This window comes from Corynebacterium sp. HMSC22B11, from assembly GCF_001815965.1.
GTDB lineage: Bacteria > Actinomycetota > Actinomycetes > Mycobacteriales > Mycobacteriaceae > Corynebacterium.
This window is the reverse complement of record NZ_KV823466.1, coordinates 25724-48340: the sequence shown is the minus strand read 5'-3', so window position 1 is coordinate 48340 and position 22617 is coordinate 25724. Positions and strand designations below refer to the sequence as shown.

Annotated in this window: 18 protein-coding genes and 1 pseudogene; 10 read left to right on the top strand and 9 right to left on the bottom strand. The window is 65.3% G+C overall.

Annotated features, from left to right (window positions below):
• The first annotated feature begins 53 nt into the window (after window positions 1–53).
• The 4 genes from HMPREF3088_RS00195 (at window position 54) to HMPREF3088_RS10015 (ending at window position 3486) form a co-directional block, all read left to right on the top strand.
• Entirely contained in the window at window positions 54–941 is an 888-nt protein-coding gene (locus HMPREF3088_RS00195; RefSeq protein ID WP_070757473.1) for a DUF418 domain-containing protein, read from the top strand.
• On the top strand, window positions 922–1803 hold the full coding sequence (locus HMPREF3088_RS00190) for a trypsin-like serine protease (protein ID WP_015381424.1): 882 nt from the start codon (window positions 922–924) through the stop codon (window positions 1801–1803). The genes HMPREF3088_RS00195 and HMPREF3088_RS00190 overlap by 20 nt, the downstream gene beginning before the upstream one ends.
• Window positions 1804–1945: 142 nt before the next feature.
• Window positions 1946–2350 carry a cupin domain-containing protein gene (locus HMPREF3088_RS00185; RefSeq protein WP_012359897.1) on the top strand — a complete coding sequence of 135 codons (405 nt, stop codon included), beginning with the start codon at window positions 1946–1948 and terminating at the stop codon, window positions 2348–2350.
• Window positions 2351–2496: 146 nt separating this feature from the next.
• Window positions 2497–3486, top strand: coding sequence for a TIGR00730 family Rossman fold protein (locus HMPREF3088_RS10015; RefSeq protein WP_083317271.1), 990 nt, complete (start codon window positions 2497–2499; stop codon window positions 3484–3486).
• On the opposite strand, the gene HMPREF3088_RS00175 is transcribed toward HMPREF3088_RS10015, so the two are convergent.
• The 8 genes and pseudogenes from HMPREF3088_RS00175 to HMPREF3088_RS00145 form a co-directional block, all read right to left on the bottom strand.
• Window positions 3483–4850, bottom strand: a complete 1368-nt coding sequence (locus HMPREF3088_RS00175; RefSeq protein ID WP_070757471.1) for a YkvI family membrane protein — start codon at window positions 4848–4850, stop codon at window positions 3483–3485. The two genes, HMPREF3088_RS10015 and HMPREF3088_RS00175, sit on opposite strands and share 4 nt — an antisense overlap.
• A 30-nt stretch (window positions 4851–4880) precedes the next feature.
• Window positions 4881–6629: a thiamine pyrophosphate-dependent enzyme gene (locus tag HMPREF3088_RS00170; RefSeq protein WP_070757469.1), complete on the bottom strand. Its 1749-nt coding sequence runs from the start codon at window positions 6627–6629 to the stop codon at window positions 4881–4883.
• A 189-nt stretch (window positions 6630–6818) separates the two neighbouring features.
• Window positions 6819–7805 carry an HAD-IC family P-type ATPase gene (locus tag HMPREF3088_RS10805; RefSeq protein WP_256374465.1) on the bottom strand — a complete coding sequence of 329 codons (987 nt, stop codon included), beginning with the start codon at window positions 7803–7805 and terminating at the stop codon, window positions 6819–6821.
• Window positions 7806–7900: 95 nt separating this feature from the next.
• Window positions 7901–8407 (bottom strand): annotated as a pseudogene (locus HMPREF3088_RS10800) (heavy metal translocating P-type ATPase); the annotation flags it as partial.
• A 397-nt stretch (window positions 8408–8804) separates the two neighbouring features.
• Window positions 8805–9680, bottom strand: coding sequence for a patatin-like phospholipase family protein (locus HMPREF3088_RS00160; protein WP_012359902.1), 876 nt, complete (start codon window positions 9678–9680; stop codon window positions 8805–8807).
• 7 nt (window positions 9681–9687) lie between these two features.
• Window positions 9688–10614 (bottom strand): DUF808 domain-containing protein, encoded by a 927-nt coding sequence (locus HMPREF3088_RS00155; protein ID WP_070757467.1) that lies wholly within the window; start codon window positions 10612–10614, stop codon window positions 9688–9690.
• Between the two features lie 62 nt (window positions 10615–10676).
• Entirely contained in the window at window positions 10677–12587 is a 1911-nt protein-coding gene (locus tag HMPREF3088_RS00150) for a DUF2339 domain-containing protein (RefSeq protein WP_246817950.1), read from the bottom strand.
• Between the two features lie 37 nt (window positions 12588–12624).
• Window positions 12625–13371 (bottom strand): DUF4232 domain-containing protein, encoded by a 747-nt coding sequence (locus HMPREF3088_RS00145; protein ID WP_070757463.1) that lies wholly within the window; start codon window positions 13369–13371, stop codon window positions 12625–12627.
• 156 nt (window positions 13372–13527) lie between these two features.
• Between HMPREF3088_RS00145 and HMPREF3088_RS00140 the strand changes: the two genes are divergently transcribed.
• Both HMPREF3088_RS00140 and HMPREF3088_RS00135 read left to right on the top strand, forming a co-directional pair.
• Entirely contained in the window at window positions 13528–14697 is a 1170-nt protein-coding gene (locus HMPREF3088_RS00140) for an acyl-CoA dehydrogenase family protein (protein ID WP_070757462.1), read from the top strand.
• A gap of 184 nt (window positions 14698–14881) precedes the next feature.
• Window positions 14882–16111, top strand: coding sequence for a SulP family inorganic anion transporter (locus HMPREF3088_RS00135; protein WP_246817949.1), 1230 nt, complete (start codon window positions 14882–14884; stop codon window positions 16109–16111).
• Window positions 16112–16192: 81 nt separating this feature from the next.
• Here the strand turns inward: HMPREF3088_RS00135 and HMPREF3088_RS00130 are convergent, their stop codons facing one another.
• Window positions 16193–16900: an Rv1157c family protein gene (locus HMPREF3088_RS00130; protein WP_070757458.1), complete on the bottom strand. Its 708-nt coding sequence runs from the start codon at window positions 16898–16900 to the stop codon at window positions 16193–16195.
• Between the two features lie 353 nt (window positions 16901–17253).
• On the opposite strand from HMPREF3088_RS00130, the gene typA reads away from it, so the two are divergent.
• From typA to HMPREF3088_RS00110, 4 genes are all read left to right on the top strand, one after another.
• Window positions 17254–19164 carry a translational GTPase TypA gene (typA, locus tag HMPREF3088_RS00125; protein WP_070757456.1) on the top strand — a complete coding sequence of 637 codons (1911 nt, stop codon included), beginning with the start codon at window positions 17254–17256 and terminating at the stop codon, window positions 19162–19164.
• 80 nt (window positions 19165–19244) lie between these two features.
• Window positions 19245–21116, top strand: a complete 1872-nt coding sequence (locus HMPREF3088_RS00120) for an ABC transporter family substrate-binding protein (protein ID WP_246817948.1) — start codon at window positions 19245–19247, stop codon at window positions 21114–21116.
• Entirely contained in the window at window positions 21109–22116 is a 1008-nt protein-coding gene (gene mshB / locus HMPREF3088_RS00115) for an N-acetyl-1-D-myo-inositol-2-amino-2-deoxy-alpha-D-glucopyranoside deacetylase (protein ID WP_070757454.1), read from the top strand. Before HMPREF3088_RS00120 ends, mshB begins: the two co-directional genes overlap by 8 nt.
• Window positions 22109–22609, top strand: coding sequence for a hypothetical protein (locus HMPREF3088_RS00110; protein WP_070757452.1), 501 nt, complete (start codon window positions 22109–22111; stop codon window positions 22607–22609). Before mshB ends, HMPREF3088_RS00110 begins: the two co-directional genes overlap by 8 nt.
• The last annotated feature ends 8 nt before the right edge of the window (window positions 22610–22617 follow it).

Sequence of the window (22617 nt, the reverse complement as noted above, 5' to 3'; positions counted from 1 at the left end):
TGTTGTGCCCGCGTTAACGTCCCCGCAACATCGGCCTGCGTACCGTCCCAGCTATGCAGAACCGAAACGTTGGTATCGACGTCGCGCGCGCCGTTGCGCTCGTCGGCATGATGGTCGCCCACCTGACCTACCTGGATGGCGTGGCTGTCCAGGTGTTCTACGGCTTCCCGGCAGCACTCTTCGCTTTCATTTCCGGGGTGTCGATGGGTTACATGCGGGCGCGCCCCGCGCAACTCATCGTGCGTGGACTATGCCTGATTGCTCTGCACTTCGCGCTCGCCCCGTTCACCGGGCAGGTGTTCGTGGTGCTCGGAACCATCGGACTCTGCATGGCGTTGCTCGCCTGGGCGCCGCGCTGGAGCTCGCCCGTCCTCCTGTGGCTGGCCTGCGTGCTGACCTTTGGATCGGCGGTGCTGGCGTCCACCGCGACGGTGCTTATTCCCGCTTTCTGGCCCTACTCGCCGTTGACGTGGGGAGCGCTGATGATCGCCGGGATGCTCTTCCGGCGGCACATGCTCAGCCCGAAGCTGCTCTGGCTCGGCCTCGTTGTCGGCCTGGGGCTCTTCGCCGTGGACCTCGCGCTTCGCTGGTACACCATGCTGCCTGAGTTTTTCGACGTCGGCGGCCATACCGGTGGACTGGGCGACATCATCGGAAGCATCGGGGCGTCGGTGGGCATCTGCTCGTTGTGCTGCCTGCTGCAGCGCTGGATCGGCTGGCTCGCACCGCTGGGCCGTATGCCACTCACGATCTACTGCATCCACGTGCTCACGGCGGATCGGCTGGCACCGGAGTGGTTCGGCTTCTGGATCAGCTTGGGCGGCGCCATCCTCATCTCTTATGCGTGGCTCGCGGTGTGTGACCGTGGGCCGCTGGAAACTCTGCTTCGCCGCATCACCGCGGTGTTTGGAAAGGATAAAAATGAAGAAGTTCGCAGCTAGCGTGGCCGCCGGGGTGGTCGCAGCAGGAGCACTCGCCATCGCACCAGCCGGTGCCATGGAGAGCAAGACCTTCGCCGGGGACACCGAAGAGGCAAAGCCGGTCGTCTCCGTCCGCGTTGATGATTCTGACCCTGAAGAGGGCGTGTGCACCGGCACCGCCATCGACCCCCACTGGGTGATCACCGCCCGCCACTGCATCGACGCAGCCGCCAAGCCGGGCGGTTCGGTGCGCATCGGCCAGGGCGACGACCAGCGGGTGTACAAGGTGGACCGTCACGAGGCCGCCCCACGCGGGGACATCGCCCTGCTCCACACTGAGCAGGAGATCAACCTGGAGACCTTCGCTGAGGTCGCGGATGAGGTGCCCACCGGGGACGTCAACATTTACGGCTGGTCTTCCGATGGCTCCGGTGGTTCCACCAAGCTGCCGTCCGCCAAGGCAAAGGTCCGCGGTGACTCGCCGCTCGCGCTCTACGAGGCTCCGAAGGCCCTCGACGTTGCCCTGAAGGACGGTGCGCGCATCCAGCCGGGCGACTCCGGTGGTGCGATCTTTGCGGACGGCAAGGTCGCCGGCATCATGTCCGCCGGTCTCTTCGAGGACCCGGAGAACCCGACGGAGGAGGAGATGAAATCTAACGCCGCTGTCTCTGTGGCACCGGTGGCGGAGCAGGCTGACTGGATCCGGGGGGTCATTGGCGGTGATGCGAAGGGCGGCGACAAGAAGGAAGACTCCAGCGAGCCTGCAGCCGCGGCGTCCTCGGAGGAGTCCGGGAACACGGCCCGCAACGTCGGCATCGGAGCGGGCGTCGTCGTCCTCGCTGCGGCTGGCGCCTGGCTGCTGCTGCGCCGCCGCGGGGCCTAAGCCCTACCTCGCGTGCTGCCATTCCACCCGGACGGGCCTGAACGATCGCGCCTACAATTGAGGTGTAGCCGTTTCACCACGGAATACGGTTGGCTCAGCCGAAGCCGACTAAGCCGGAAAATCTCAAGAACAAGGAGTAGTCATGGCAGAGACACGAGATCAGGGCCCGAAGCCGTTCGTCGTCGATATCGAGAAGGAAACCCTCGATAACGAGACATTCCGCACCGCGCTGTGGACTGGGGAGCAGTTCCAGGTCACCGTGATGAGCATCCCGGTGGGCGGCGACGTCGGACACGAGGTTCACACCAAGGAGGACCAGTTCCTGCGCCTCGAGTCCGGCCGCGGCCGCGTCGAGATGGGCCCGTCCAAGGATGAGGTGACCTTCACCGAGGAGGTCTCCGCCGACTGGGCAGTCATCGTTCCGAAGGGGACCTGGCACAACATCATCAACATTGGTGATGAGCCGATGAAGCTCTACAGCATCTACGCCCCGCCGCACCACGCGCACGGCACCGTCCACCAGACCCAGGCGGACGACGTCGACTAGAAAGCACGCTTCGCGCTCAAGACAAAGCGCCCGGCCTACCGGTCGGGCGCTTTTGCCGTCTTGTTATCGTGAACCTTCCCTTCCCGTTCTTTTCCAGGGCCTGCTTCGAGCCCTTTTTAGACGCCAATCCCCACCGAAAGGACCCCGTGAGCAGCACTGAATCCGAAAGACTCATCACCGTCAGCGCCACCGTGATCCAGGACCCCCAGGGCCGGGTGCTCTGTGTGCGCAAGGAGGGCTCGCCCTACTTCCAGCTGCCCGGCGGCAAGCCGGAAGCCGGGGAGTCCAGTGCGCAGGCTGCCACGCGGGAGGCCGCCGAAGAGATCGGGGTGGAGCTCAAGGAGGAAGACCTGAGCTTCCTAGGCATCTTCAGCGCGCAGGCTGCCAACGAGGAGGGTTTTAAGGTGCGCAGCACCGTGTACACCCACCCGTACAACGAGGCGCTGGGGCAGGTGGCCGGTGGCCAAGCAGAGATCGCGGAGACCCGGTGGCTGGACATCACCACACCCGAGGAGCTGGATGAACAGCTCGCCCCGCTGCTGGCCCAGCGCATCGGGCCTGCGCTGAAGCGCAGGATCAATTCGCTGACCGTGTTCACCGGTGCGAAGACCGGCATGGGGGAGAAGTACGTGGCGCAGGCCCGCGAGTTCGGCCAGCAGCTGGCGGACCGCGACATCACCTTGGTCTACGGCGGCGGCCACGTCGGGCTGATGGGGGAGATCGCCGACGGCGTCCTAGAAAACGGCGGCCACGTGGTCGGCGTGATGCCGCGGCACCTGGTGGATGAGGAGATCGCTCACCCCGGGCTCTCCGCGCTGCTGGTGGTGGACTCCATGGCCGAGCGCAAGCAAGTAATGACCGACCTGGCGGATGGCTTCGTCGCGCTGCCGGGTGGGGTTGGCACCCTCGACGAGGTCTTCGAAGTGTGGACCGGCCTCCAGCTAGGCACCCACGGCAAGCCAGTGGCGTTGTGTAACTCCCGGTTCTGGCAGCCGCTGGTCACGGGGCTGGCCGCGATGGCCGGCGAGGGCTTCATCCGCGCGGCGGATTTTGATTCGCTGATCCTCACCGAGGGCGCGGCCGAGACCTTGGAGCGCTTCGAAGGCTGGCAGCCGCCGCGCCCACGCTGGTCCTAGCTCTGCTTCGGCGCGTACGCTGCAGCGTCAGGGGCCTGATCCGACGCCGCCGCGGCTTGCTGCGACGCGTAGCGTTCGTCGTATTCCTCGAGCTTGTCGAGCATCTCCTGGTGCTGGGCGGCCTCCGGGGAGTCCTCATACTCGCCCTCACCCTCATGCTGCTGCTCCAACTCATCCTGCAGCTTCTCACGGAAGCGCTCGTTATCCGGTGCGGTGCCGCGGATGAGCGTCGCGATGCGGCGCAGGTCACGGGTGGACGCCTTGGCCGGAGCCGTGGCGTACTTCCAGATGCGGGAGCGGGCCTTGCCCTCTGCCTCGATGCGGCTGGCCGTCTTGAAGCGCCACAGGATCAACGCGCCCACGATGACCATGCCGATCCAGCCCAGGATCGGGAAGACGATGTTGACCAGGTCGCCGAAGCCCACGAAGCTCACGCCGAAGCCGACCAGCACACCCAGCAGATACACCGGGCGGTAGGCCTCCGGCTTCTTGGCGGTCAGGCGGCGTCCCAGGGCATAGAACATGCCCAGGGCTGTGTTGAAAACCATGAACACCACGACCACGCTGGCGAAGTGGCTGAACCACGGTGCGATGTGCGTCGTCAGTGCCAGGATCGGGACGTCGGAGCCGAGGACCAGTGGGGCGGCCAGCAGCAGCATGATGACCTCGATGACCACCATGGTGCTGTAGATCAGCCCACCCAGCAGGCCACCGCGGATCGCGTTCTGCATGTTGGCGCTATCGCCACCGATGACCAGGATCATGCTGATGCCGGTGGCCAGCGTCATGCCCGTGTAGTTCAGGGCGGAGAGCCACCATGGCCGCACTGGGGACTCGTTTTGTGCTCCGATGGCAGCCAGCTCCGTGAAAGAGCCGTCCGGTTTATTCAGCAGCACCCACACGAAGACGATGAGGATCACCACGACGATCAGGGGCGTCGCTCCGCCGATGATCGTCGAGACGCGGTCCACGTCCAACAAACCCACCAGGGCGATGATGATCGTCAGGCTCAGGGCGCCGATCCAGGGCTGAATGCCCCATTGCTGCTCGACGACGGCCCCGGCGCCGGCGATCATGATGAAGCCAATCGCGAATTGGGTGACGGTCGCTCCCGCATCCATCACCTTGGAGATGATCGGGTGCGAGATGCGGTTGAATACGGAGGAGTGCTCCTCGGCGAGGAAGAAACTTCCCGCCGTCATCGCCACGATCGCGGCACCGGCGGTGGTGATGGCTGCGACGAGCACACCCCACACACCCATCGTGCCGAAGCTGACGAAGTACTGGGTAACTTCCTTGCCGGTTGCGAAGCCAGCGCCGACCAGTAGCCCGACGAGCGCCAACCCAATTTTGATGCTTCTCATTCTTAACTTTTCCCTTGAAGGTGCTTCCCGCTACTTCCGGAAGTTCACATCCGGAAGGAGCTCTAGCGCCTTCGCCCGGGCGAAACCATAAACCTGGGAGGGTTCGATTTCGCCCGGCACCGACACCTCGTCGGGGTTGGTGAGAACTTCGACCAGGTAGGGCTTGGGGGAGTGCACCGCAGTGCGCAGGGCTTCGGCCAGTTCCTCTGGCTCGGAGACCTGCACCGCCTCCAGGCCCATGGCACGGCCAAGTTCAGCGAAGTCTGGATTATCCAAATCAGTACCGTACTCCGGAAGGCCGACCTGTTCCATTTCCAGCTTCACCATGCCGAGTTTCGTGTTGTTGAAAACCACGACGGTGATAGGCAAATCGTAGGTCACCGCGGTGCGCAGATCGCCCGCCAACATCATGAGCCCACCATCGCCGGCCATGGCCACGACCTGGCGATCCGGGTACTCTGCCTGCGCGCCCAGCGCCATCGGCAAGGCGTTGGCCATCGAACCCAAATTATAAGAACCGATGAGGCGCCGGGTGCCACGCATCGGCAGCAGCCGGGAGGGCCACACCGTCGACATTCCGGTATCCGAGGTGAAGATCGCATCGTCGGCGCAGACCTCGTCCAGCGCGGTGGCCACACCCTCCGGGCGGATCCGCTTGCTGGGGTTATCGCCCAGCGAACGCAGTTTGCCGAGCAGCGTTTCATCGAAGTGCGGGTTAGCGAGCTTCTTCTGCCTGTCCAGCCAGCGCTCGTAGCGCTTACGTAGCCCTTCTGCCCAGTCCTTCGCATCCTTTTCGACGCCGGCGCTGCGCAGCGCGCCGATCAGCAGGCGGAGGCTTTCGGTGGCGTCACCGACCAGGGCGACGTCGATCTGGGCGCGGCGACCGATGTGGCTGGCGTTGATATCCAGCTGGATCATCTGCTTGCCGGAGGGGATCCACTCCCGGTAGGGGAAGTCCGTGCCGATCATGAAGATCGTGTCGGATTCCTCCATGGCCTTAATCGCCGCCGGGTTACCAATCAGCCCTGATTGGCCGAGCTGCCATGGGTTCTCGTCTTCAAGGAACTCCTTGCCCTTAAGCGTCAACACCATCGGGGAGTCCAGGATTTCGGCCAGCTCCAGCAGCTCCTCGCGGGAGTTCTGCGCTCCGCGGCCTACCAGCAGCGAGACCTTCTCCGCCGACTGCAAGGCGTTGACCGCCTCGCCGATCCGGTCGGCAGACGGGGTAGACCCCGCGGGCTTCGGCGCGAAGCGTGGGGTGGTGGCCTCCTTGGGCAGGGTCAGGCCGCCCACGTCGGCGGGGATGCTCAGAACCGCCACGCCACTCTGGGCGATCGCGGCGTTCACGGCCTGCTCGAAGAGGTAGGGCATCTGCTCGGCGGTGGTAACCGTCGCGGTGAAGACGGAGACGTCGTCGAAGAGGCGGTCGTTGTTGACCTCCTGGAAGAAGTTCGTCCCGATGGAGGCCTGCGGGACCTGGCCCACGATGGCAAGCACCGGGGCGTGGGATTTCTGAGCATCATAAAGCCCGTTGAGCAGGTGGATCGCGCCGGGTCCGACGGTGCCCATGACCACCCCGAGCTCACCGGTGAGCTGGGCCTGCGCGGAGGCGGCGAAGGCGCCGGCCTCTTCGTGGCGCACACCAATCCAGTCGATGCGATCCTCGCGCCGGATTGCGTCCGTAATGGGGTTGAGGGCATCGCCCACCACGCCCCAGACCTTGGAGACCCCGTGCTCGGCCAGAGCCTTAACCATCATTTCGCCGACTGTCATAGCCATGGGTTCAATCGCTCCTCGAATTCAGACCTAAGTTTCTGTTTTTTTAAAGAAGCAGTTGCGGCTGGTTGCCGGTCCGGGGCGACCAGCCACAGTGGTGCCCTTTGAGTCCCACTGTAACGGCCGGGTCAGAAGCCTGCAGAGCGTGCGCAGCGCCCCAGCATGAGGGCAGGCGAGGAGTGAGCGGTGTGGCTAGCGCTGCGCGGAACCCTCGAGATTGGCCACTGGCGCCTGTAGCGCCCGCAGCGCGTACAGGATCGCCGCGAGGTCCACGACCTCCTGCAACAGGGCGCCCGCGACCGCCGGGATGTACCCGAATGCCGCCACCAGCATCAGCCCCACCGAGAGCGTGATACCGATGATGATCGAGGTCTTGGCGGTCCGCAGCGTGTGCCGAGCGATCTCGATCGCCTCGGCCAGGGGAGCGAGGCTGTCCTTCAGAATGACGGCGTCCGCGGCCTCGCCGGCCGCCGTCGTTCCCCGCACGCCCAGGGCGATGCCGATGTCTGCCGCGGCGAGCACCGGGGCGTCATTGATGCCGTCGCCGACCATCATCGTCGGGTGGGGAGCGAGGTTGCCCGCCAGCTCCACCTTGTCCTTCGGTAGCAGCCCGGCGTGGACCTCGTTGATGCCCAGTTTTTCGGCCACGGCATTTGCCGTCGGTTCCGCGTCCCCGGTGAGGATCGCGAGCTTGCCGACACCCTGGTTGCGTAGCCAGCGAATCAACGCACCCGCTTCCGGGCGTACCTGGTCGGCCATGTGCAGTGATCCAGCGAACTGGCCGTCGACCGCGACATAGGCGACCGTCTCCCCGGATAGCACCTCCGCCGCATGCGCCGCCGGGTCGGTCTGCTGGATGAAGCTCAGCTTGCCGACCCGGACCTGGTGCCGACCGACCTCGGCAGCCACACCATTCGTGGCGATTTCTTCGAAATCCGTGGCAGTGGGGACGGTGACCCCACGGGCCTCGGCGGCCTGCATGATCCCCTCGGCGAGCGCGTGGGTGGAACCGCGCTCCGCTGCCGCGGCGAGAGCCAGAACTTGGTCTTCCTGCCAGCCATTGCTGGTATCGATGTGCTCCAGTTGCGGCCGGCCCGACGTGAGGGTGCCGGTCTTGTCGAAAGCGGCGGAGCGCACCGTGGCGAGCTGTTCCAGCACGCCACCGCCTTTGACCACCATGCCCCGCTCAGAGGCGCGCGACAGCCCACCCAGGAAGGCCCCGGGGCTGCGATGATCAGCGGACACGGGGTGGCCAGCACGAGCACCTCGGCGAAGCGGGTGGCGTCCTGAGCGACGAACGCCGCCACCGCGGCGAGGAGAACGGCGAAGACCGTGAATGGGAGCGCGAAACGGTCGGCGATGCGCACGACCGGGGCCTTTTCCTCGCGGGCCGTGGCCACCAGGTCGATGATCCGTTGGTATTGAGAATCCGCGGCCACCCGATCCGCCCGCAGACGAAGGGCCGCGTGGCCAGCCAGGGAGCCAGACATCACCTCGTCGCCGGTGTGCTTATCGACGCTGAGGGGCTCGCCGGTCAGCGCGGACTCGTCCACGCTGGCGTGTTCGGAAAGCAGCGTGCCGTCCACCGGGATCTGCTCGGCTGGGCGGACCAGGATGACGTCCCCGATCGCGATGTCCGACACCGCGATCTTCTCGACCTCGTCGGAATCCGCCGAGAGCAGGCGGAGCGCGTGCTGCGGGGCGCGGTTGAGAAGATTCGTGAGGTTGCGCTCCGCGCGGGCCTGCGCGTAATCCTCCAAGGCCTCGCCCCCGGTGATCATGAGGACGATGATCAGGCCCGCGACGTACTCACCGACCAGCAAGGTGGCCGTCATCGACACGACGGCGAGGATATCCAGGCCGGTGTGCCCGCGCAGCAGGTCGCGGATCATGTCCGCACCCACCCAGAGGATGACCGCCACGATGAATACTGAGGCGAGCCACTGTGCGGCGACTGGCTGCTTCATCAGCCGGAGCGCGCCCGTCGTGGCCAGGACTACCAGCGCGAGGTAGACCAGCCAGTAGCGTTGGAGATTTTTAAGCATACGCACATATTCGCCTATTAATGCGCGTTTAGCTAGCAAGGATAGCCTATCTGAACTGCGGTTATGCTGGGCTTCGGAAAGCTGAGGCTCGGCGGTCAGCCCCGGGTTCTTCAGGCCATTTCTGCGCAGCGGACTAGTCCCGCAGGAACTCCAACCACCGGGGGAGCTCCCGCATCGTCTGCTGCATCCCCAGCGCGTAATTTCGCCGCAGCGCGCGTACCTTGCGCTCGGTGCTGGTGACCATCATGTTCTCCGGGTAGAAGATCATGGCCTTACCCTGGCGCTCCAGCTCGGTCATTTGCTCCCGCACCGCGTTATAACGCTCGTGTCTCGTCAATGCAGCCTCCGCCACCGCCGGGTACTTGCGGTTGAACAGGCGCACGAGCTGTGGAGACCCCATCGCCGGGCGCGTGTAGTTGCGCGGCTTCGTCGCCAGGATGAGGAATTTATCGAAGCCGGCCTCGATCGCATTCGGCAGCACGAGGCCACCCGTGTCACCCAGCGCACCGTCCACGTAGGGCACCCCGTCGATGATGGTCGTCGGCATCAGGGCGGGGATCGTCGAGCTAGCCCGAACCTGTTTCATCAGGTCGCCGTCGTTGTGCTGGTCACCGCGACCCCAGGAGACCGTTTCTCCCGTGTCGGCCCGCAACGCGCTGATCGAAAAGGGGGTGTCGTCCGCGAAGAAGGTCTCGAAATCGAAGGGGATCGATGCGTTCGGCAGCGCGGCCTGCTCGTAGATGAAGTCCGAATTGAAGTAGCCGTTGCCCCGCATGAAGGACGACATCCCGCCCGCCGTGGGGTGGGCAGGAAGGGTGATGAAGCTCTCGCGGGCGCGCAGCCGGTCGCCGGAGAGGAAGTTCACGGTGTGCGAGGCACCTGCGCTCACCCCGCCGACCCAGCCGAACTTCACCTCATGGGCGAGTAGCTGGTCGATGCAGGCCGCGGTGTAGCTATTGCGCATGCCGCCGCCTTCCAGGACGAGGGCAACGTTTCTTGCATCCAGCATGTTTTCCCTACTTCTTCTTTATCGACGTCGCGATCGCCTTGCACACAGCGACGATGCCAAGCACGATGAACCCGGCGACGAGCCCAAACCCGAGGCTACACAGGGTTTCCGCGGTCCAGGAGGCGAAACCTCCCCAGGATTCGACGGCACCGCTCGCAGCTGCGGCGACCTCGTGTGGCCAATGCCAGCCGAGCTCGTCGAACCCGGAGAGCAGGATGTGCCCGCCCACCCAGAGCATCGCGAAGGTGCCGATCACCGCGATGGTGTTCAGTATCTTCGGCATCGCCGTGACCAGGCCCCGGCCGAAGCGAGCAGCCGCGGGCTTATTGGTGGCGATGAGCCGCAGCCCGATATCGTCGATCTTCACCAGCAGGCCCACGAAGCCGTAGACACCGAGCGTGATCGCTAGGGCGACGATGATGAGGATGAGGGTGCGGTTGAAGAAGGGTTCGGTGGCCACCTCGTTCAGCGAGATGACCATGATCTCCGCCGAGAGGATGAAGTCCGTGAGGATCGCCTGCTTTACCAGCGCGTCCTCCTCGACGGCCTCTTCGCTCTCGGCGTCGGGATGGGCGACGATTCCGAGCTTCTCGGCGACCTTCTCCGCCCCCTCGAAGGAGAGATAGAACCCGCCCACCATCAACAGGGGCATCAGCGCCCACGGGGCGAGCCAGCTCAGCAGCAGCGCCAGCGGCAGGATGATCACGAGCTTGTTGAACAGTGAGCCCCGCCCGATGCGGAAGATGATCGGCAGCTCGCGGGCAGGGGTCACGCCCTGGACGAACTTTGGGGTCACCGCGGCGTCGTCGACCACCACTCCCGCGGCCTTCGCGCTCGTGCGCCCGGCGGCCGCAGCGACGTCATCCACCGTGGCCGCTGCCTTTTTCGCGATCAGCGCGACGTCATCCAAGAGGGCGGCGAGTCCACCTGCCATAGTCCGGTTCTAGCCTTTCGGTTCTGAGGCGGGGCGCAGTCGCGCTCGCCCGGATCTCAAGTTTAGTGTGCCGAGCGCTCCATGGGGAGGAGCGGACCGATAGCACCTGCTCCCAGGCACAGGTAGTTGCCGCCCGCAGGGGTGGAACGCTGCTGCGGGGTCGCCAGAACCTCGATCGTGTTCCCGCCCCCGGAGACCCGCACGTGCTGCTGATTCAGTTCGGCCGGGACAGCGACCCGGTGGGCGCGGGCCAGGGACTCCTCGTAGCTTTCGAGCCCATTGGGGGTCAGGATGCGCAGCGTGACGGGGGTGCTCGCCGTGGTGTTCAGCACCCAGGTCCATTCGCCGAATTTCAGTGGCGCGCTGAGCTTGACCAATGTCGGTTTGTTCAGGGGGATCCGTTGCCCGCATTGTTTGCTGTCTGGCTGCTCGTTGACCGCCAGTTTTAGGACGTCCGCGGCCACCAGCTTCCCCTCGTCGTTGAGGAACGTGGGGCGTGGCGTCCCCGCCGATACGCCGGGCCAGTCAGGCAGGGAGCGGGCGACCTCGCCGATATCGACCCGCGGGCCGTCGTAGCGGTTCGCGATCATGGCCGGGACGGGCTGCGGCAGAAGCGGGGCGGGTGCGGCCCGCAGGCTGGACGTGACGGTGCGCAGCCACTCGGCGGTCTCATCGTCATGCCAGCTATCCAGGTAGCTGACGGTCGTGGCGGTGGAGGAGGCGATGAATCCCACGACGAGGACGGCCTGCACGATAGTGCGGGCATGCGGAGCCTGGGACTTGCCCTTGGTGCCATGACGGCGCGTGGTGCTTGTCCGCGGGTCCCCATCAGCTGCCGCCGCGTGGCCAGCGATCCGATGGTCGGGGAGCGCTCGGGCCTTCGCCTGCACGGCAGCCGCGGTGCACAACAGGACGGCCGCGGTGAAGGCATCAGCGTAATAATGCAGCGAGGCGGTGATCACGTCCGCCGTGTTGGCGCCAGAGCGGGCCAGAGCTAGGGCGAGGAAAACCAGCGCCAGGTAACCCAAGGAGAGCACCAGCCCGCCGGCCCGCAGCCGAGTGCCAACGGGCCCCTGGCCATGCCGGAAAAGCCACACCGCCACGAGTACGATGGCCCCGACCGCAGCGAGCCAGCCCACTGCAGCCGAGGGGGAGGCGAAGCTGCCACCAGGCGCCCAACGCTCAAAGCTCCACGGCCCACCGAGAACCCCGGGGAGAACTGCGTCCCGCAGCGCCCGCGGTACCGCACCCCACACCACGGACCCCGACGCCTCCCCGGTGGACGGCGCAGTCCGCGTCACCGCAACATAGAGCACCGCCCACGCGGCGGTGACCAACCACCCAGGCGCAAGGGTGAGGACCCGCATGCGTCGCGACGCGACGTCCTGACACCGGGGATAGAGGAAGGACGGGAAGAACAGCGCCAATGCGGTGAGCAGGGGGAGGATGGAGAGTGCCTTTTCCGTGAACAGCAACCCGACGAAGACTGTGACAGCCACCGCAGCACCGCGCACTGCAAGCCGAGCGCGAGAAGACGGCCTCGTTCGGCGCAGCAGCAACAGCGCCACAGCGCAGGTGATTTGCCAGGCCAGCGCGTTGATGGCCGCCGACCACCAGCCCAGCGCAACCCCCAGGAATGGGGAGAAACACAGCAGGGCGAGCACCAACGGGCGACCTCGAGCGACCCCACTGGCAGCCCACAGCACAGCAGACACAAAGGTGCCGACCACGATCAGCGTGGCCGGCAGCCACCATTCCAGGGCGGCGGTGCGGTCGGCCGCTAGTTGGAGGGCGATCGCGCCGGGCATGAGGTGCCCGTCGTGGGGGAGGAAGAGTTCCGTGAACGAGAGCTGCTCCGGGGCGCCGTAGGTGGCGGGGATCAGGAAGTCATCCCAGTACAGGGTGCGGCCGGCCACCCGATATGCGCTGAGCGCGGTGGCGGCGAGAATGATGGCGAAAGTGGCGAACCGCACTGACCTCGCTGCGCCCATGGAACCCCCTGGTCAGCTGCTACTGGGCTGCGCGCACTGGCTGCACGGACATGTACTTATCCTTCCCGGTGCAGCCCTCGAGCCCCTTGAACTCGACATAGGCGGAGCGAGTCTCCTCCGGCGGGTAGACGCGGATCCCGTCGGCAGCCTTCGGGCTGCACTCCTCAGGGTCCAGCGCCCCGACCTTCGTGATTCGGACGGAGGCGGTTGCGCGGTCTCCCGGCTGGAGGGTCACCTTGTCGGACTCGCCGGACTCCTCGCGATCGGCGCTGGCGCCGAGCTGCGTGCCGTTGTTATCGGTCACGAGGCTGACCCCGGGGTAGCCCTCGAGCGAGCACTCCTCGTCGCCAGTGTTCGTAAATACGATGTCCAGCAGGGTGCTGCCGGCCGCACCCTGCATGTTGTCCGTATCGATCTTCAGGTCAGGGGTGGCGCACAGGCCGTCGCGCTTGCGCTCGTCATCGGCGGCCGCCAGGCCAGTGGATTCGGAAGGGACAGTGGCGGTGGATTCGCGATCCGTCTGTGAGGACAGCGACTGCGGTTTGGCGTCCTCGGGGGAGTCGGATCCCCAGCTGCAGGCAGCGGTCAGTGCTAGTGCTGCGGCGCCCAGCCCCGCAGCGGCGCGCCGGGCCCACCGGGAAGCGTGCTTGTCTGCGCGAGCGGAGGTGGCTGCGCCCGGCAACACGGCAGGATTCGCAGGGGCGGTGCCCTCATTACCTGGCTGGGATGCTGGGGTGGCGTCGCTATATGGCTGGGACTGAATCATGAATTTTAGGGTAACTGAGCTGCGGAAAAACCGAGAACCGGAAGGGCTAAAAAGTTGTGAAATCGTGACAATGCTGCCCCGGTGTCCCGTGGCGCGCTACAGTGTCAGATAGTTATCTAGAACACAATTCCTGAACGCAATTTGTGGAGGTCACCTATGGGATTCAACCCGGACTTCGAACCATTCAAGCTCCCTGAGGAGTACCAGGAGCTGCGCGAAGCCATCCGCGGCCTCGCGGAGCGCGACATCGCCCCGTACGCGCAGGACGTCGATGAAAATGAGCGTTTCCCGGAGGAGGCCCTCAAGGCGCTGAACGAATCCGGGTTCAATGCGATCCACGTCCCGGAGGAGTGCGGTGGTCAGGGCGCGGACTCCCTCGCGGCCGTCATTGTGATCGAGGAGGTCGCCCGCGTCTGTGGCTCGTCCTCCCTCATCCCGGCCGTGAACAAGCTCGGCACCATGGGGCTGATCCTCAACGGCTCCGACGAGCTGAAGCAGGAAGTGCTCCCGGATATCGCCAACGGTGAGCTCGCCTCCTACGCGCTGACCGAGCGCGAGGCCGGCTCCGATGCTGGCGCGATGAAGACCCGCGCGGTGCGCGAGGGCGATGAGTGGGTCATTAACGGCTCCAAGTGCTTCATCACCAACGGCGGGCGTTCCTCCTGGTACACCGTCATGGCTGTCACCGACCCGGAGGCAGGGGCCCGGGGCATCTCCGCGTTCATGGTTCACAAGGACGACCCGGGATTCCGCGTCGGTGGCCTGGAGCACAAGCTCGGCATCAAGGGTTCCCCGACCGCAGAGCTGTACTTCGAGGACTGCCGCGTGCCGGCTTCCCGCATGATCGGCGAGGAAGGCACGGGCTTCAAGACCGCCCTGCAAACCCTGGACCACACCCGGCCGACCATTGGCGCGCAGGCTCTCGGCATCGCCCAGGGCGCGTTCGACCAGGCCGTGGCATATGTCAAGGAGCGCAAGCAGTTCGGGAAGGCCATCGCGGACTTCCAGAACACCCAGTTCATGCTCGCCGATATGAAGATGAAGATCGATGCTGCCCGGCTGATGATCTACACCGCAGCGTCCAACGCGGAGCGCGGGGTCGCTGAGGGTGGGGAGCGCCTGGGTCTGATGGCCGCCGGTTCCAAGGCCTTCGCCTCCGACGTCGCGATGGAGGTCACCGTCGACGCGGTTCAGCTGCTCGGTGGTTACGGCTTCACTCGTGACTTCCCGGTGGAGCGCATGATGCGCGACGCCAAGATCACCCAGATCTACGAAGGCACCAACCAGATCTGCCGCATGGTCATGGGGCGCCAGATTCTGGGCTAACACCGCAACAGGCGGCAGCCCACTGATCCGCCCCGGAGCGCAATACAGCGCCCGGGGCGGATTTTTCTGTTGCGCGTGGCAAGAGCTGAGCGTTTGCGCTTGGGGGGCGGACAGCATAAACCCCTGGGCTAGGGCTGCACCCCGGCGGTGGGGACCTGCTCTGCAGCCCGTTATGCTTAAGCGCATGCCACGTACCGTTCCCCAGGGGCCTCCGTACCAGTCGGTGGTGGGCTCCTTCCGCGAAGCATTCAGCAGTCAACAAAGATTCCGCACGGAGGTTTTGGCCGGGCTGGCTACCTCCTTCGCCCTGATCCCGGAGGTCATCAGCTTCGCGATCCTCGCCGGAGTGAGCCCCGCGGTGGGGCTGTTTTCCACGGTGGTGCTGTGCTTCGTCATCGCGTTCACGGGTGGGCGACCGGCGATGATCACCGGCGCTGCCGGCGCCACCGCCCTAGTCATTGCGCCCCTCGTGGCCAGCCACGGGACGGATTACCTCATCGTGACGGTCGTGCTGGCCGGCATCATTCAGGTGATCTTCGGCCTGCTGGGTGTAGCCAAGCTGCAGCGCTTCATCACACCCGAGGTCATGGCCGGATTCGTCAACGCCCTGGGCATCATGATCCTCACCGCCCAGCTGGAGCACATCATCGGTGCCGACTGGCCGGTGTGGGTGCTCTTCGCCATTGGCATCGCCGCTCTGCTTATCTTCCCGAAGATCACCGCTGCGATCCCCGCACCACTGATCGCCATCGCGATCCTGACCCTGATGGTCGTGATTCTCGGCTGGCGGGTGCCGGATGTGGGGGACATGGGTGGTCTCACCGGTGGGCTGCCCGAGGTGCGCATGCCGGATGTCCCGTGGACCTGGGAGACATTCTTTCTCGTGCTGCCTTACGCACTGGGCTTCGCCGCCGTCGGGCTGGTGGAGTCGGTGATGACAGGCCAGCTGGTGGACGGGATGACCATGACCTCCTCCAACAAGACCCGCGAATCCTGGGGTCAGGGCGTGGCTAATATCGCCGCCGGTGCGCTGGCTGGAACGGGCGGCTGCGGCATGATCGGCCAGACGATGGTCAACGTTGAGGAATCCCATGCCCGCACCCGCTTCTCCTCGATTGCCGCTGGCGGGTTTTTGCTGCTATTCATCCTTTCGCTGCACCAGGTCGTCTCCGCCATCCCCATGGCAGCGCTGGCTGCGGTGATGGTCATCGTCTCTCTGAAGACGATCTCCTGGTACACCGTGAGCCCCAAGGGCTTACTGCGGTTGCCGTGGCAGCACTCGCTGGTGATGATGTGCGTCTTCACTGCGACCCTGGCCACCAATAACCTCGCGGTGGGTGTGGTTTTGGGTGCCGCGGTGGGCGTGGCGCTCACAAAAATCGCCCCCACGGAACGCGGGGGCAAGGCCGCTTAGCCGTGTCCGCAAGCATGTGCGCCCGTGGCCCTTGGGGGGCCACGGGCGCTGTGCTAGCCGACGATGGTCATCGCGGCTGTTTTAGCGGACGTTGATCATTGCCACGGTCGGGCTGAAACCACAGTTGGACGGGCCGGAGTTCTCTTCCACCGTGGTCACGCCGCCCTCAAGCAGAGCCAGGACGGTGCCCGGACCGGTCTTCGCAGCACCGTTGACGGTGCCCGGGCCCTTCGGGTTGATGCCGTTGTTGCCCAGCACGGTGGTGCCGATGCGGCCGTTGTTGATGTTCACCCAGTGGACGCGCATCGGGATGGCCTGCTTCTTCGCAGCCGGGCCCGTGCCCAGTGCGGTGAAGACGAAGTTCACCTCACCCGCTGCCACGCCAGGCAGTGGCAGGGCAGCCGGGCCCGGAACGGCCATGGCGGTACCAACGGCCTTGTTCTTGCCGCCGATGCACTTCATGGACATGGTCGGGAAAGCGAACTGGGTGAATGCCGGGCCGCCCTCCGGCAGGTAGACGCCAGGATCCTTGTCGCCATCGCCACGGAAGAAGCCGACCACCGACTCGAGGGCGGACTTGGCCTTGTCAGGCAGGCCAGGGGTGTTGGCGAACTGCTCGATCTGGTTCAGCACGTGCGGTGCCGGACGGCCGAGGTGATCGAGAGAGCCGACAGGAGCTGCCTGCGCTGGGCTGATGACGGCCGTGGCGCTGAGCGCCATCGCGGCGAGGGTCGTGGCGGCGCGGCGGCCCCACGTGCGCTTGCGAGAGGAAATGGCCTTGACGTTCATTCCGGGTGGTGCCTTCCAGTGCTGGTTGCGGAGTATTTCGGACCGGCAAGCCTGGTGCTGCTCATCACCGTTCTATGGGAGAGGGCAGTCAGCGCTTGCACGATTGTTGTTTGGTTTGGTTCACAATATCAGCACGGCGTGAAAAGTTGGGGAAAACGATAAAACTTTTCTGGCCGCCACCTGACCCCGGAAGCGGGGGAGTGCGCAGGGGTGACGAGCACGGGCTGGGATAACGCATGCAGAAAAACTTCGAGGCATGTGGAAAAATAGTGGAGTCAACCGCGGCGCTAACATTGGCTCCGTAGGAGTGGCCAATCGCTCATAGTCGATATTTTTAAGGAAGCGTTGAACTAGTGACCCATACCGAGTTTCGAAACGTCGCCATCGTCGCGCACGTCGACCACGGAAAGACGACTCTCGTCGATGCCATGCTGCGCCAGTCTGGCGCCTTCGACCCGCACGCGGAGGTCGAGGACCGTGTCATGGATTCTGGTGACCTGGAGCGCGAAAAGGGCATCACGATCCTTGCGAAGAACACCGCGATTCGCCGCAAGGGGCTCGGTAAGGACGGCTCCGACCTCGTCATCAACGTGATCGACACCCCAGGCCACGCCGACTTCGGCGGCGAGGTTGAGCGCGCCCTGTCCATGGTGGACGGCGTGGTGCTGCTCGTCGACGCATCCGAGGGGCCGCTGCCGCAGACCCGCTTCGTGCTCGGCAAGGCACTGGCCGCCAAGATGCCGGTCATCATTTGCGTGAACAAGACCGACCGCTCGGACGCCCGCATCGACGAGGTTGTCGAAGAGGCGCAGGACCTGCTCCTCGAGCTGGCTTCCACCCTGGAGGACGAGGAGGCCATGGAGGCCGCCGAGTCCCTTCTGGAGCTGCCGGTGCTTTACACCTCCGGCCGCGAGGGCAAGGCGTCCACCGAGAATCCGGGCAACGGCAACGTCCCGAACTCCCCGGACCTGCAGCCCCTCTTCGACGTCCTGTACGACACTCTCCCGGAGCCTTCCGCCGACATCGAAGGCCCGCTGCAGGCCCACGTCACGAACCTCGACTCCAGCTCCTTCCTGGGTCGCATCGGCCTGGTCCGCATCCACTCCGGCGTGCTGCGCAAGGGCCAGCAGGTCGCGTGGATCCACTACGACGAGGAGGGCGAGCAGCATGTCAAGACCGCGAAGATCGCCGAGCTTCTGCGCACCGTCGGCGTGACCCGTGTGCCTGCCGAGGAGGTCATCGCTGGTGACATTGCCGCGATCTCTGGCATCGACGACATCATGATCGGCGATACTCTCGCCGACCCGGAGCACCCGAATCCGCTGCCGCGCATCGCCGTAGATGAGCCTGCGATCTCCATGACCATCGGCGTGAATACCTCCCCGATGGCTGGTCGTGGAGGTGGCGATAAGCTCACCGCCCGCATGGTGAAGGCCCGCCTCGACCAGGAACTGATCGGTAACGTCTCCCTCCGCGTGCTGCCGACCGAGCGGCCCGACGCCTGGGAGGTCCAGGGCCGTGGTGAGATGGCGCTGTCCGTCCTCGTTGAGACGATGCGTCGCGAGGGCTTCGAGCTCACCGTCGGTAAGCCACAGGTCGTGACCCGCACCGAGAACGGTCAGCTCATGGAGCCCTACGAGAACCTCACCATCGACACTCCAGAGGAGTACCTGGGCAACATCACCCAGCTGATGGCCGCCCGCAAGGGCCGGATGGAGTCCATGGACAACACCGGCTCCGGCTGGATCCGCATGCACTTCGTCGTGCCTGCTCGTGGACTCATCGGTTTCCGCACTGTCTTCATGACCGAGACCCACGGCACCGGTATCGCCAACCACTACTCTGCGGGCTACCAGCCCTGGGCCGGCGAGATCAAGGGCCGCCCGACGGGTTCCCTGGTCGCGGACCGCACCGGCCAGGTCACCGCCTATGCGCTGATCAACCTCGCCGACCGCGGTCAGTTCTTCGTCGAGCCGGGCGCCGAGGTCTACGAGGGCGTCGTCGTCGGCGCGAACAACCGCGACGAGGACATGGACGTCAACGTCACCAAGGAAAAGAAGCTGACGAACATGCGCGCCGCGTCCGCGGACACGACCGTGACCCTGGCGAAGGCCCACGAGATGAGCCTCGAGGAAGCCATGGAATTCTGTGGCTACGACGAGTGCGTCGAGGTCGCGCCGGACGTCATTCGCGTGCGTAAGCTGGTCCTTAATGCAACCGAGCGCGCTCGCGCCCGGTCCCGCGAAAAGGCTCGTAACAAGTAATGTGCTCTTCGCCCGCGGCGGGGAGCCACCCGCCCGGGCGTGATAGAGCGCAGTGGCGCTGACGGAGGTTGGTCTTGGCAATGACTCAGAGGCAACCCCGTCAGCGCTTTTTTGCTGCCCTCGTGGCCACCCCGGTGGCGCTCAGCCTCGTGCTGGCAGGCTGCCAGGCCCGCCCCGGCGATGCCCCCACCGTGGAAGAGCCGGCCAAGCCCAAGGCCAAGGAGCCTAACGAGGAAAAGAACGAAGACACTCCGGATTCGAAGCTGCGGGAGATCAACATTGGCGTCGATGAATTCGACGGCAACCTGAACCCGCACATCGTCGGAAACCTGGGCCAATCCACGATGGCGGTCGCTGATCTCACGCTGCCGTCCGCGTTCAACCGCTTCGGCAACCGCTGGGTGATGAACAAGGACCTCCTGGTCAAGGTGGATGCCGATAACCCTGAGGCGCCGACCGAGGTGACCTACACCCTGCGCCCGCACGCCCAGTGGTCCGACGGCACCCCGATCTCTGGCAGTGATTTCCAGTACCTCTGGGATGAGCTGCGCACCCAGCGCATCGCGGAGAATGCGGCCCAGTACAGCAAGATCTCTGGGATCAAGGTCTCCGGGGGAGGCTCAAGGGTTCGCGTGAGTTTTAGCGAGCCGCAGGAAGGTTGGCGGCAGTTGTTCCGGCATCTGCTGCCGAGCCATATCTATCGGGCTGAGGGGCAGCAGTTCGCCACGATGATGAACGAGCGATCGGTGGCCTCGGGCGGAGCTTATCGGGTTCACGCAGTAGACGCTGGGCGCGGTGTCATCGAGCTGCAGCGCAACGACCGCTACTGGGGATCAGCCCCTGCCGCCACGGATAAGCTGGTCCTCCGGGCGGTCCCGGATGTTCACACGGGGGCGCAGATGCTGCGTTCCCGGCAGCTGCAGATGTACGCCTCCTACCCAGCGGGGCTGGCGGCGCTGACCCTCGGCGAGGTGCCGGATGTCCGCGGTACCCAGCGGGACCGGAAGGTCCAGCTGAACTTCGCTCTCAATCTCGATTCGGAGCGGATGAACCAGATGGCTGTGCGCCGCGCAGCCTTGGCGGCGATCAAGCCAGACACCGTGGCGCAGATCGTCTCCGGGAATAGGGACGTCACCCCTCCGGAATGGGGTGAGCGACCCACCGAACAGATGCCGGACGAGGCCCGGGCTTTGTTCGACGAGCGCCCCTTCACCATCGCCGCTCCCAATAACGACAAGCAGGCGGCCATCGCCGCCCGCACGATCGCTGATGAGCTCAGCCGCAACGGGATCAACGCCCAGGCTCTGACTGTGGATGCGGAAAATCTGCTGGAGGAGATGATCCCCGAGGGGGAGGTAGACGCGTCGGTGCTGTGGGGGCGCACCCCGGATACCCCCACGGACGTGGCCAACCAGTTCTCCTGCGTCCAGCCGGAGACGCTGCGTCAGGCTGAGGAACGGGCTGCCGAGGATAAAACGTCGGGCGAAGACAGCAAGTCCGAGGAGTCGACCGTCAGCTCCGCGACCAGCGAAAAGGCCACCGAATCCGACAAGGCGAGCTCGTCACAAGAACCTGGCGAGACGGAGGCCACCCCGTCGGTGGAGCCAGCGGAGGGGTCCCCGCAGCGAACCTTCGGCGCGAACATCACGGGCCTCTGCGACCCGGCAATCGACGAAGCCATCGCCGAGGTGCGCGACGGTGAAGATTCCGCCGCAGCTATCGAGCAGGTGAACGCGCTGGTGCAGATCCAGTCCGTGCTGTTGCCACTCTTGCGCGATGAGCAGTACTACGCTGCGAGCCCAGAGTTCGTGGGCTCCGACAAGCCCGTCGAGCAGTGGCCTTTCGACCCCTATAGTGGAATTTTTTTCGGCGGTGCCCGCTGGACGCGCCAGGACGTGGCGGAACCGACGACGGCAGCCCCAGAACCGGAGGTACCACGTTCAGATGACTAAGCCCGCCACCCACGCGGCACCGCGCCGGGTGATGTTTATCCACGCCCACCCGGATGATGAATCCTTGTTTACTGGCCTATTGGTGGCCGCGAGCTCCCGGGTAGGTGCGGAGACTTCCGTGCTGACCTGCACGCTCGGTGAAGAAGGGGAGGTGATCGGGGAGAAGTACCAGAACCTCACCTCCGAGCACTCCGACCTGCTGGGCGGTTTCCGCATCGGGGAACTGCAGCACGCCCTTGAGCACCTCGGGGTTCAGCAGGGCCCGCAGTTCCTGGGTGGGCTGAGCCGCTGGCGGGATTCCGGGATGGCGGATACCCCGACGATCCGGCACCCCCGCGCCTTCGCCGGGGACTCGGAGGATAACTGGGAGCTACAGGTTGAGCAGCTGCTCGCGGTGCTCCGCCGTGAGCGCCCGGAGGTGCTCGTCACCTACGGCCCCGACGGCGGCTATGGGCACCCCGACCACATCCGAGCCCACCGGGTGACCCACGAAGCAGTCCGCCGGCTCGTGGACGCGGGCGAGGAGGCCGCCCCGCACGAGATCTGGTGGGCCGTCACTCCGGCAGGGGCATTCCACGCGGCGATGGCGGGCGCGGAGGTGCCGGAAGGCTGGCGTAAGGCTGAGGACGGGGAGGTCGCGCTGGTCGCGGAAGAGTTTATCGACGCCTTCGTCCAGGGCGCGCCCGAGGACGTCGCGGCCAAGCGGAAGGCGATGGCGGCGCACGCCACGCAGTTGTGGGTCGCCGACGGTACTCGAACGGACGTCAACCCCGAAGCTCGGGACGTGGTCACGCCGACGGGGGAGTACCTCTTCGCGTTGTCGAACCTCATCAGCCAGCCGATCCTCCCCGTCGAGGGCTATCAGCTGGGCTGGGTGAAGAACGCTGAGCCAAACACAAACAGACAGATCAGTCTGCTACACTTTGACTTCGTGGTTCCCAGCAACGGGACCGCCCAAGAACACGGTAACGACGGGAAGGTACGGGGTGAGAATGGCTGACAACGCGACAAGCCAAAACCACCGTGCCGTCAATCCCGAAGAGACACGCCGGAGCGAGCCTCACTGGGGAGACCCGAACCGCAGCCAGGTCCGCCGCGACACCACCCGCCGCGAGCGGATTGCGGGGATCGCCTGGCTGAGCGTTGGGGCTGCCTTCGGACTCTTCGTCTCCGTGCTCTACCTGGGCAGCCGCATCAGCATCGGCGAGGTGAGTATTCCGTTGCCTTGGACGATCCTCTTCGCGGGAGTGTTCAACTGGATCATCACCAAAACCGCGCTGCTGTGGACCCCGAATAAAGCGATCGCTGCCATCCCCACCTGGATCTGGCTGGCGGGATTCATCGCGCTGCTGCTGTGGCCTGCTATCAGCTCCAGCGGGGATACCCTGATCCCGCAAAGCATCACCACGCTCGGCCTGCTCGCAGCGGGGCTGCTGGGTGGCGCGATTCCGGTCATGTATATCGACCCCACGGCCGATCGTGATTCGAATTGAACCCGCCC

Excerpts from the sequence above, each read along its gene's own strand:
- HMPREF3088_RS00185 (WP_012359897.1), top strand. The coding sequence starts at position 1,946 with ATGGCAGAGACACGAGATCAGGGCCCGAAGCCGTTCGTCGTCGATATC.
- HMPREF3088_RS00135 (WP_246817949.1), top strand. The coding sequence starts at position 14,882 with ATGCCACGTACCGTTCCCCAGGGGCCTCCGTACCAGTCGGTGGTGGGC.
- HMPREF3088_RS00145 (WP_070757463.1), bottom strand. The coding sequence starts at position 13,371 with ATGATTCAGTCCCAGCCATATAGCGACGCCACCCCAGCATCCCAGCCA.
- HMPREF3088_RS10805 (WP_256374465.1), bottom strand. The coding sequence starts at position 7,805 with ATGGTGGTCAAAGGCGGTGGCGTGCTGGAACAGCTCGCCACGGTGCGC.
- HMPREF3088_RS00130 (WP_070757458.1), bottom strand. The coding sequence starts at position 16,900 with ATGAACGTCAAGGCCATTTCCTCTCGCAAGCGCACGTGGGGCCGCCGC.
- HMPREF3088_RS00155 (WP_070757467.1), bottom strand. The coding sequence starts at position 10,614 with ATGGCAGGTGGACTCGCCGCCCTCTTGGATGACGTCGCGCTGATCGCG.
- mshB (WP_070757454.1), top strand. The coding sequence starts at position 21,109 with ATGACTAAGCCCGCCACCCACGCGGCACCGCGCCGGGTGATGTTTATC.
- HMPREF3088_RS00120 (WP_246817948.1), top strand. The coding sequence starts at position 19,245 with ATGACTCAGAGGCAACCCCGTCAGCGCTTTTTTGCTGCCCTCGTGGCC.
- HMPREF3088_RS00175 (WP_070757471.1), bottom strand. The coding sequence starts at position 4,850 with ATGAGAAGCATCAAAATTGGGTTGGCGCTCGTCGGGCTACTGGTCGGC.
- HMPREF3088_RS00195 (WP_070757473.1), top strand. The coding sequence starts at position 54 with ATGCAGAACCGAAACGTTGGTATCGACGTCGCGCGCGCCGTTGCGCTC.
- HMPREF3088_RS00140 (WP_070757462.1), top strand. The coding sequence starts at position 13,528 with ATGGGATTCAACCCGGACTTCGAACCATTCAAGCTCCCTGAGGAGTAC.
- HMPREF3088_RS00170 (WP_070757469.1), bottom strand. The coding sequence starts at position 6,629 with ATGGCTATGACAGTCGGCGAAATGATGGTTAAGGCTCTGGCCGAGCAC.
- HMPREF3088_RS00110 (WP_070757452.1), top strand. The coding sequence starts at position 22,109 with ATGGCTGACAACGCGACAAGCCAAAACCACCGTGCCGTCAATCCCGAA.
- HMPREF3088_RS00160 (WP_012359902.1), bottom strand. The coding sequence starts at position 9,680 with ATGCTGGATGCAAGAAACGTTGCCCTCGTCCTGGAAGGCGGCGGCATG.
- HMPREF3088_RS00190 (WP_015381424.1), top strand. The coding sequence starts at position 922 with ATGAAGAAGTTCGCAGCTAGCGTGGCCGCCGGGGTGGTCGCAGCAGGA.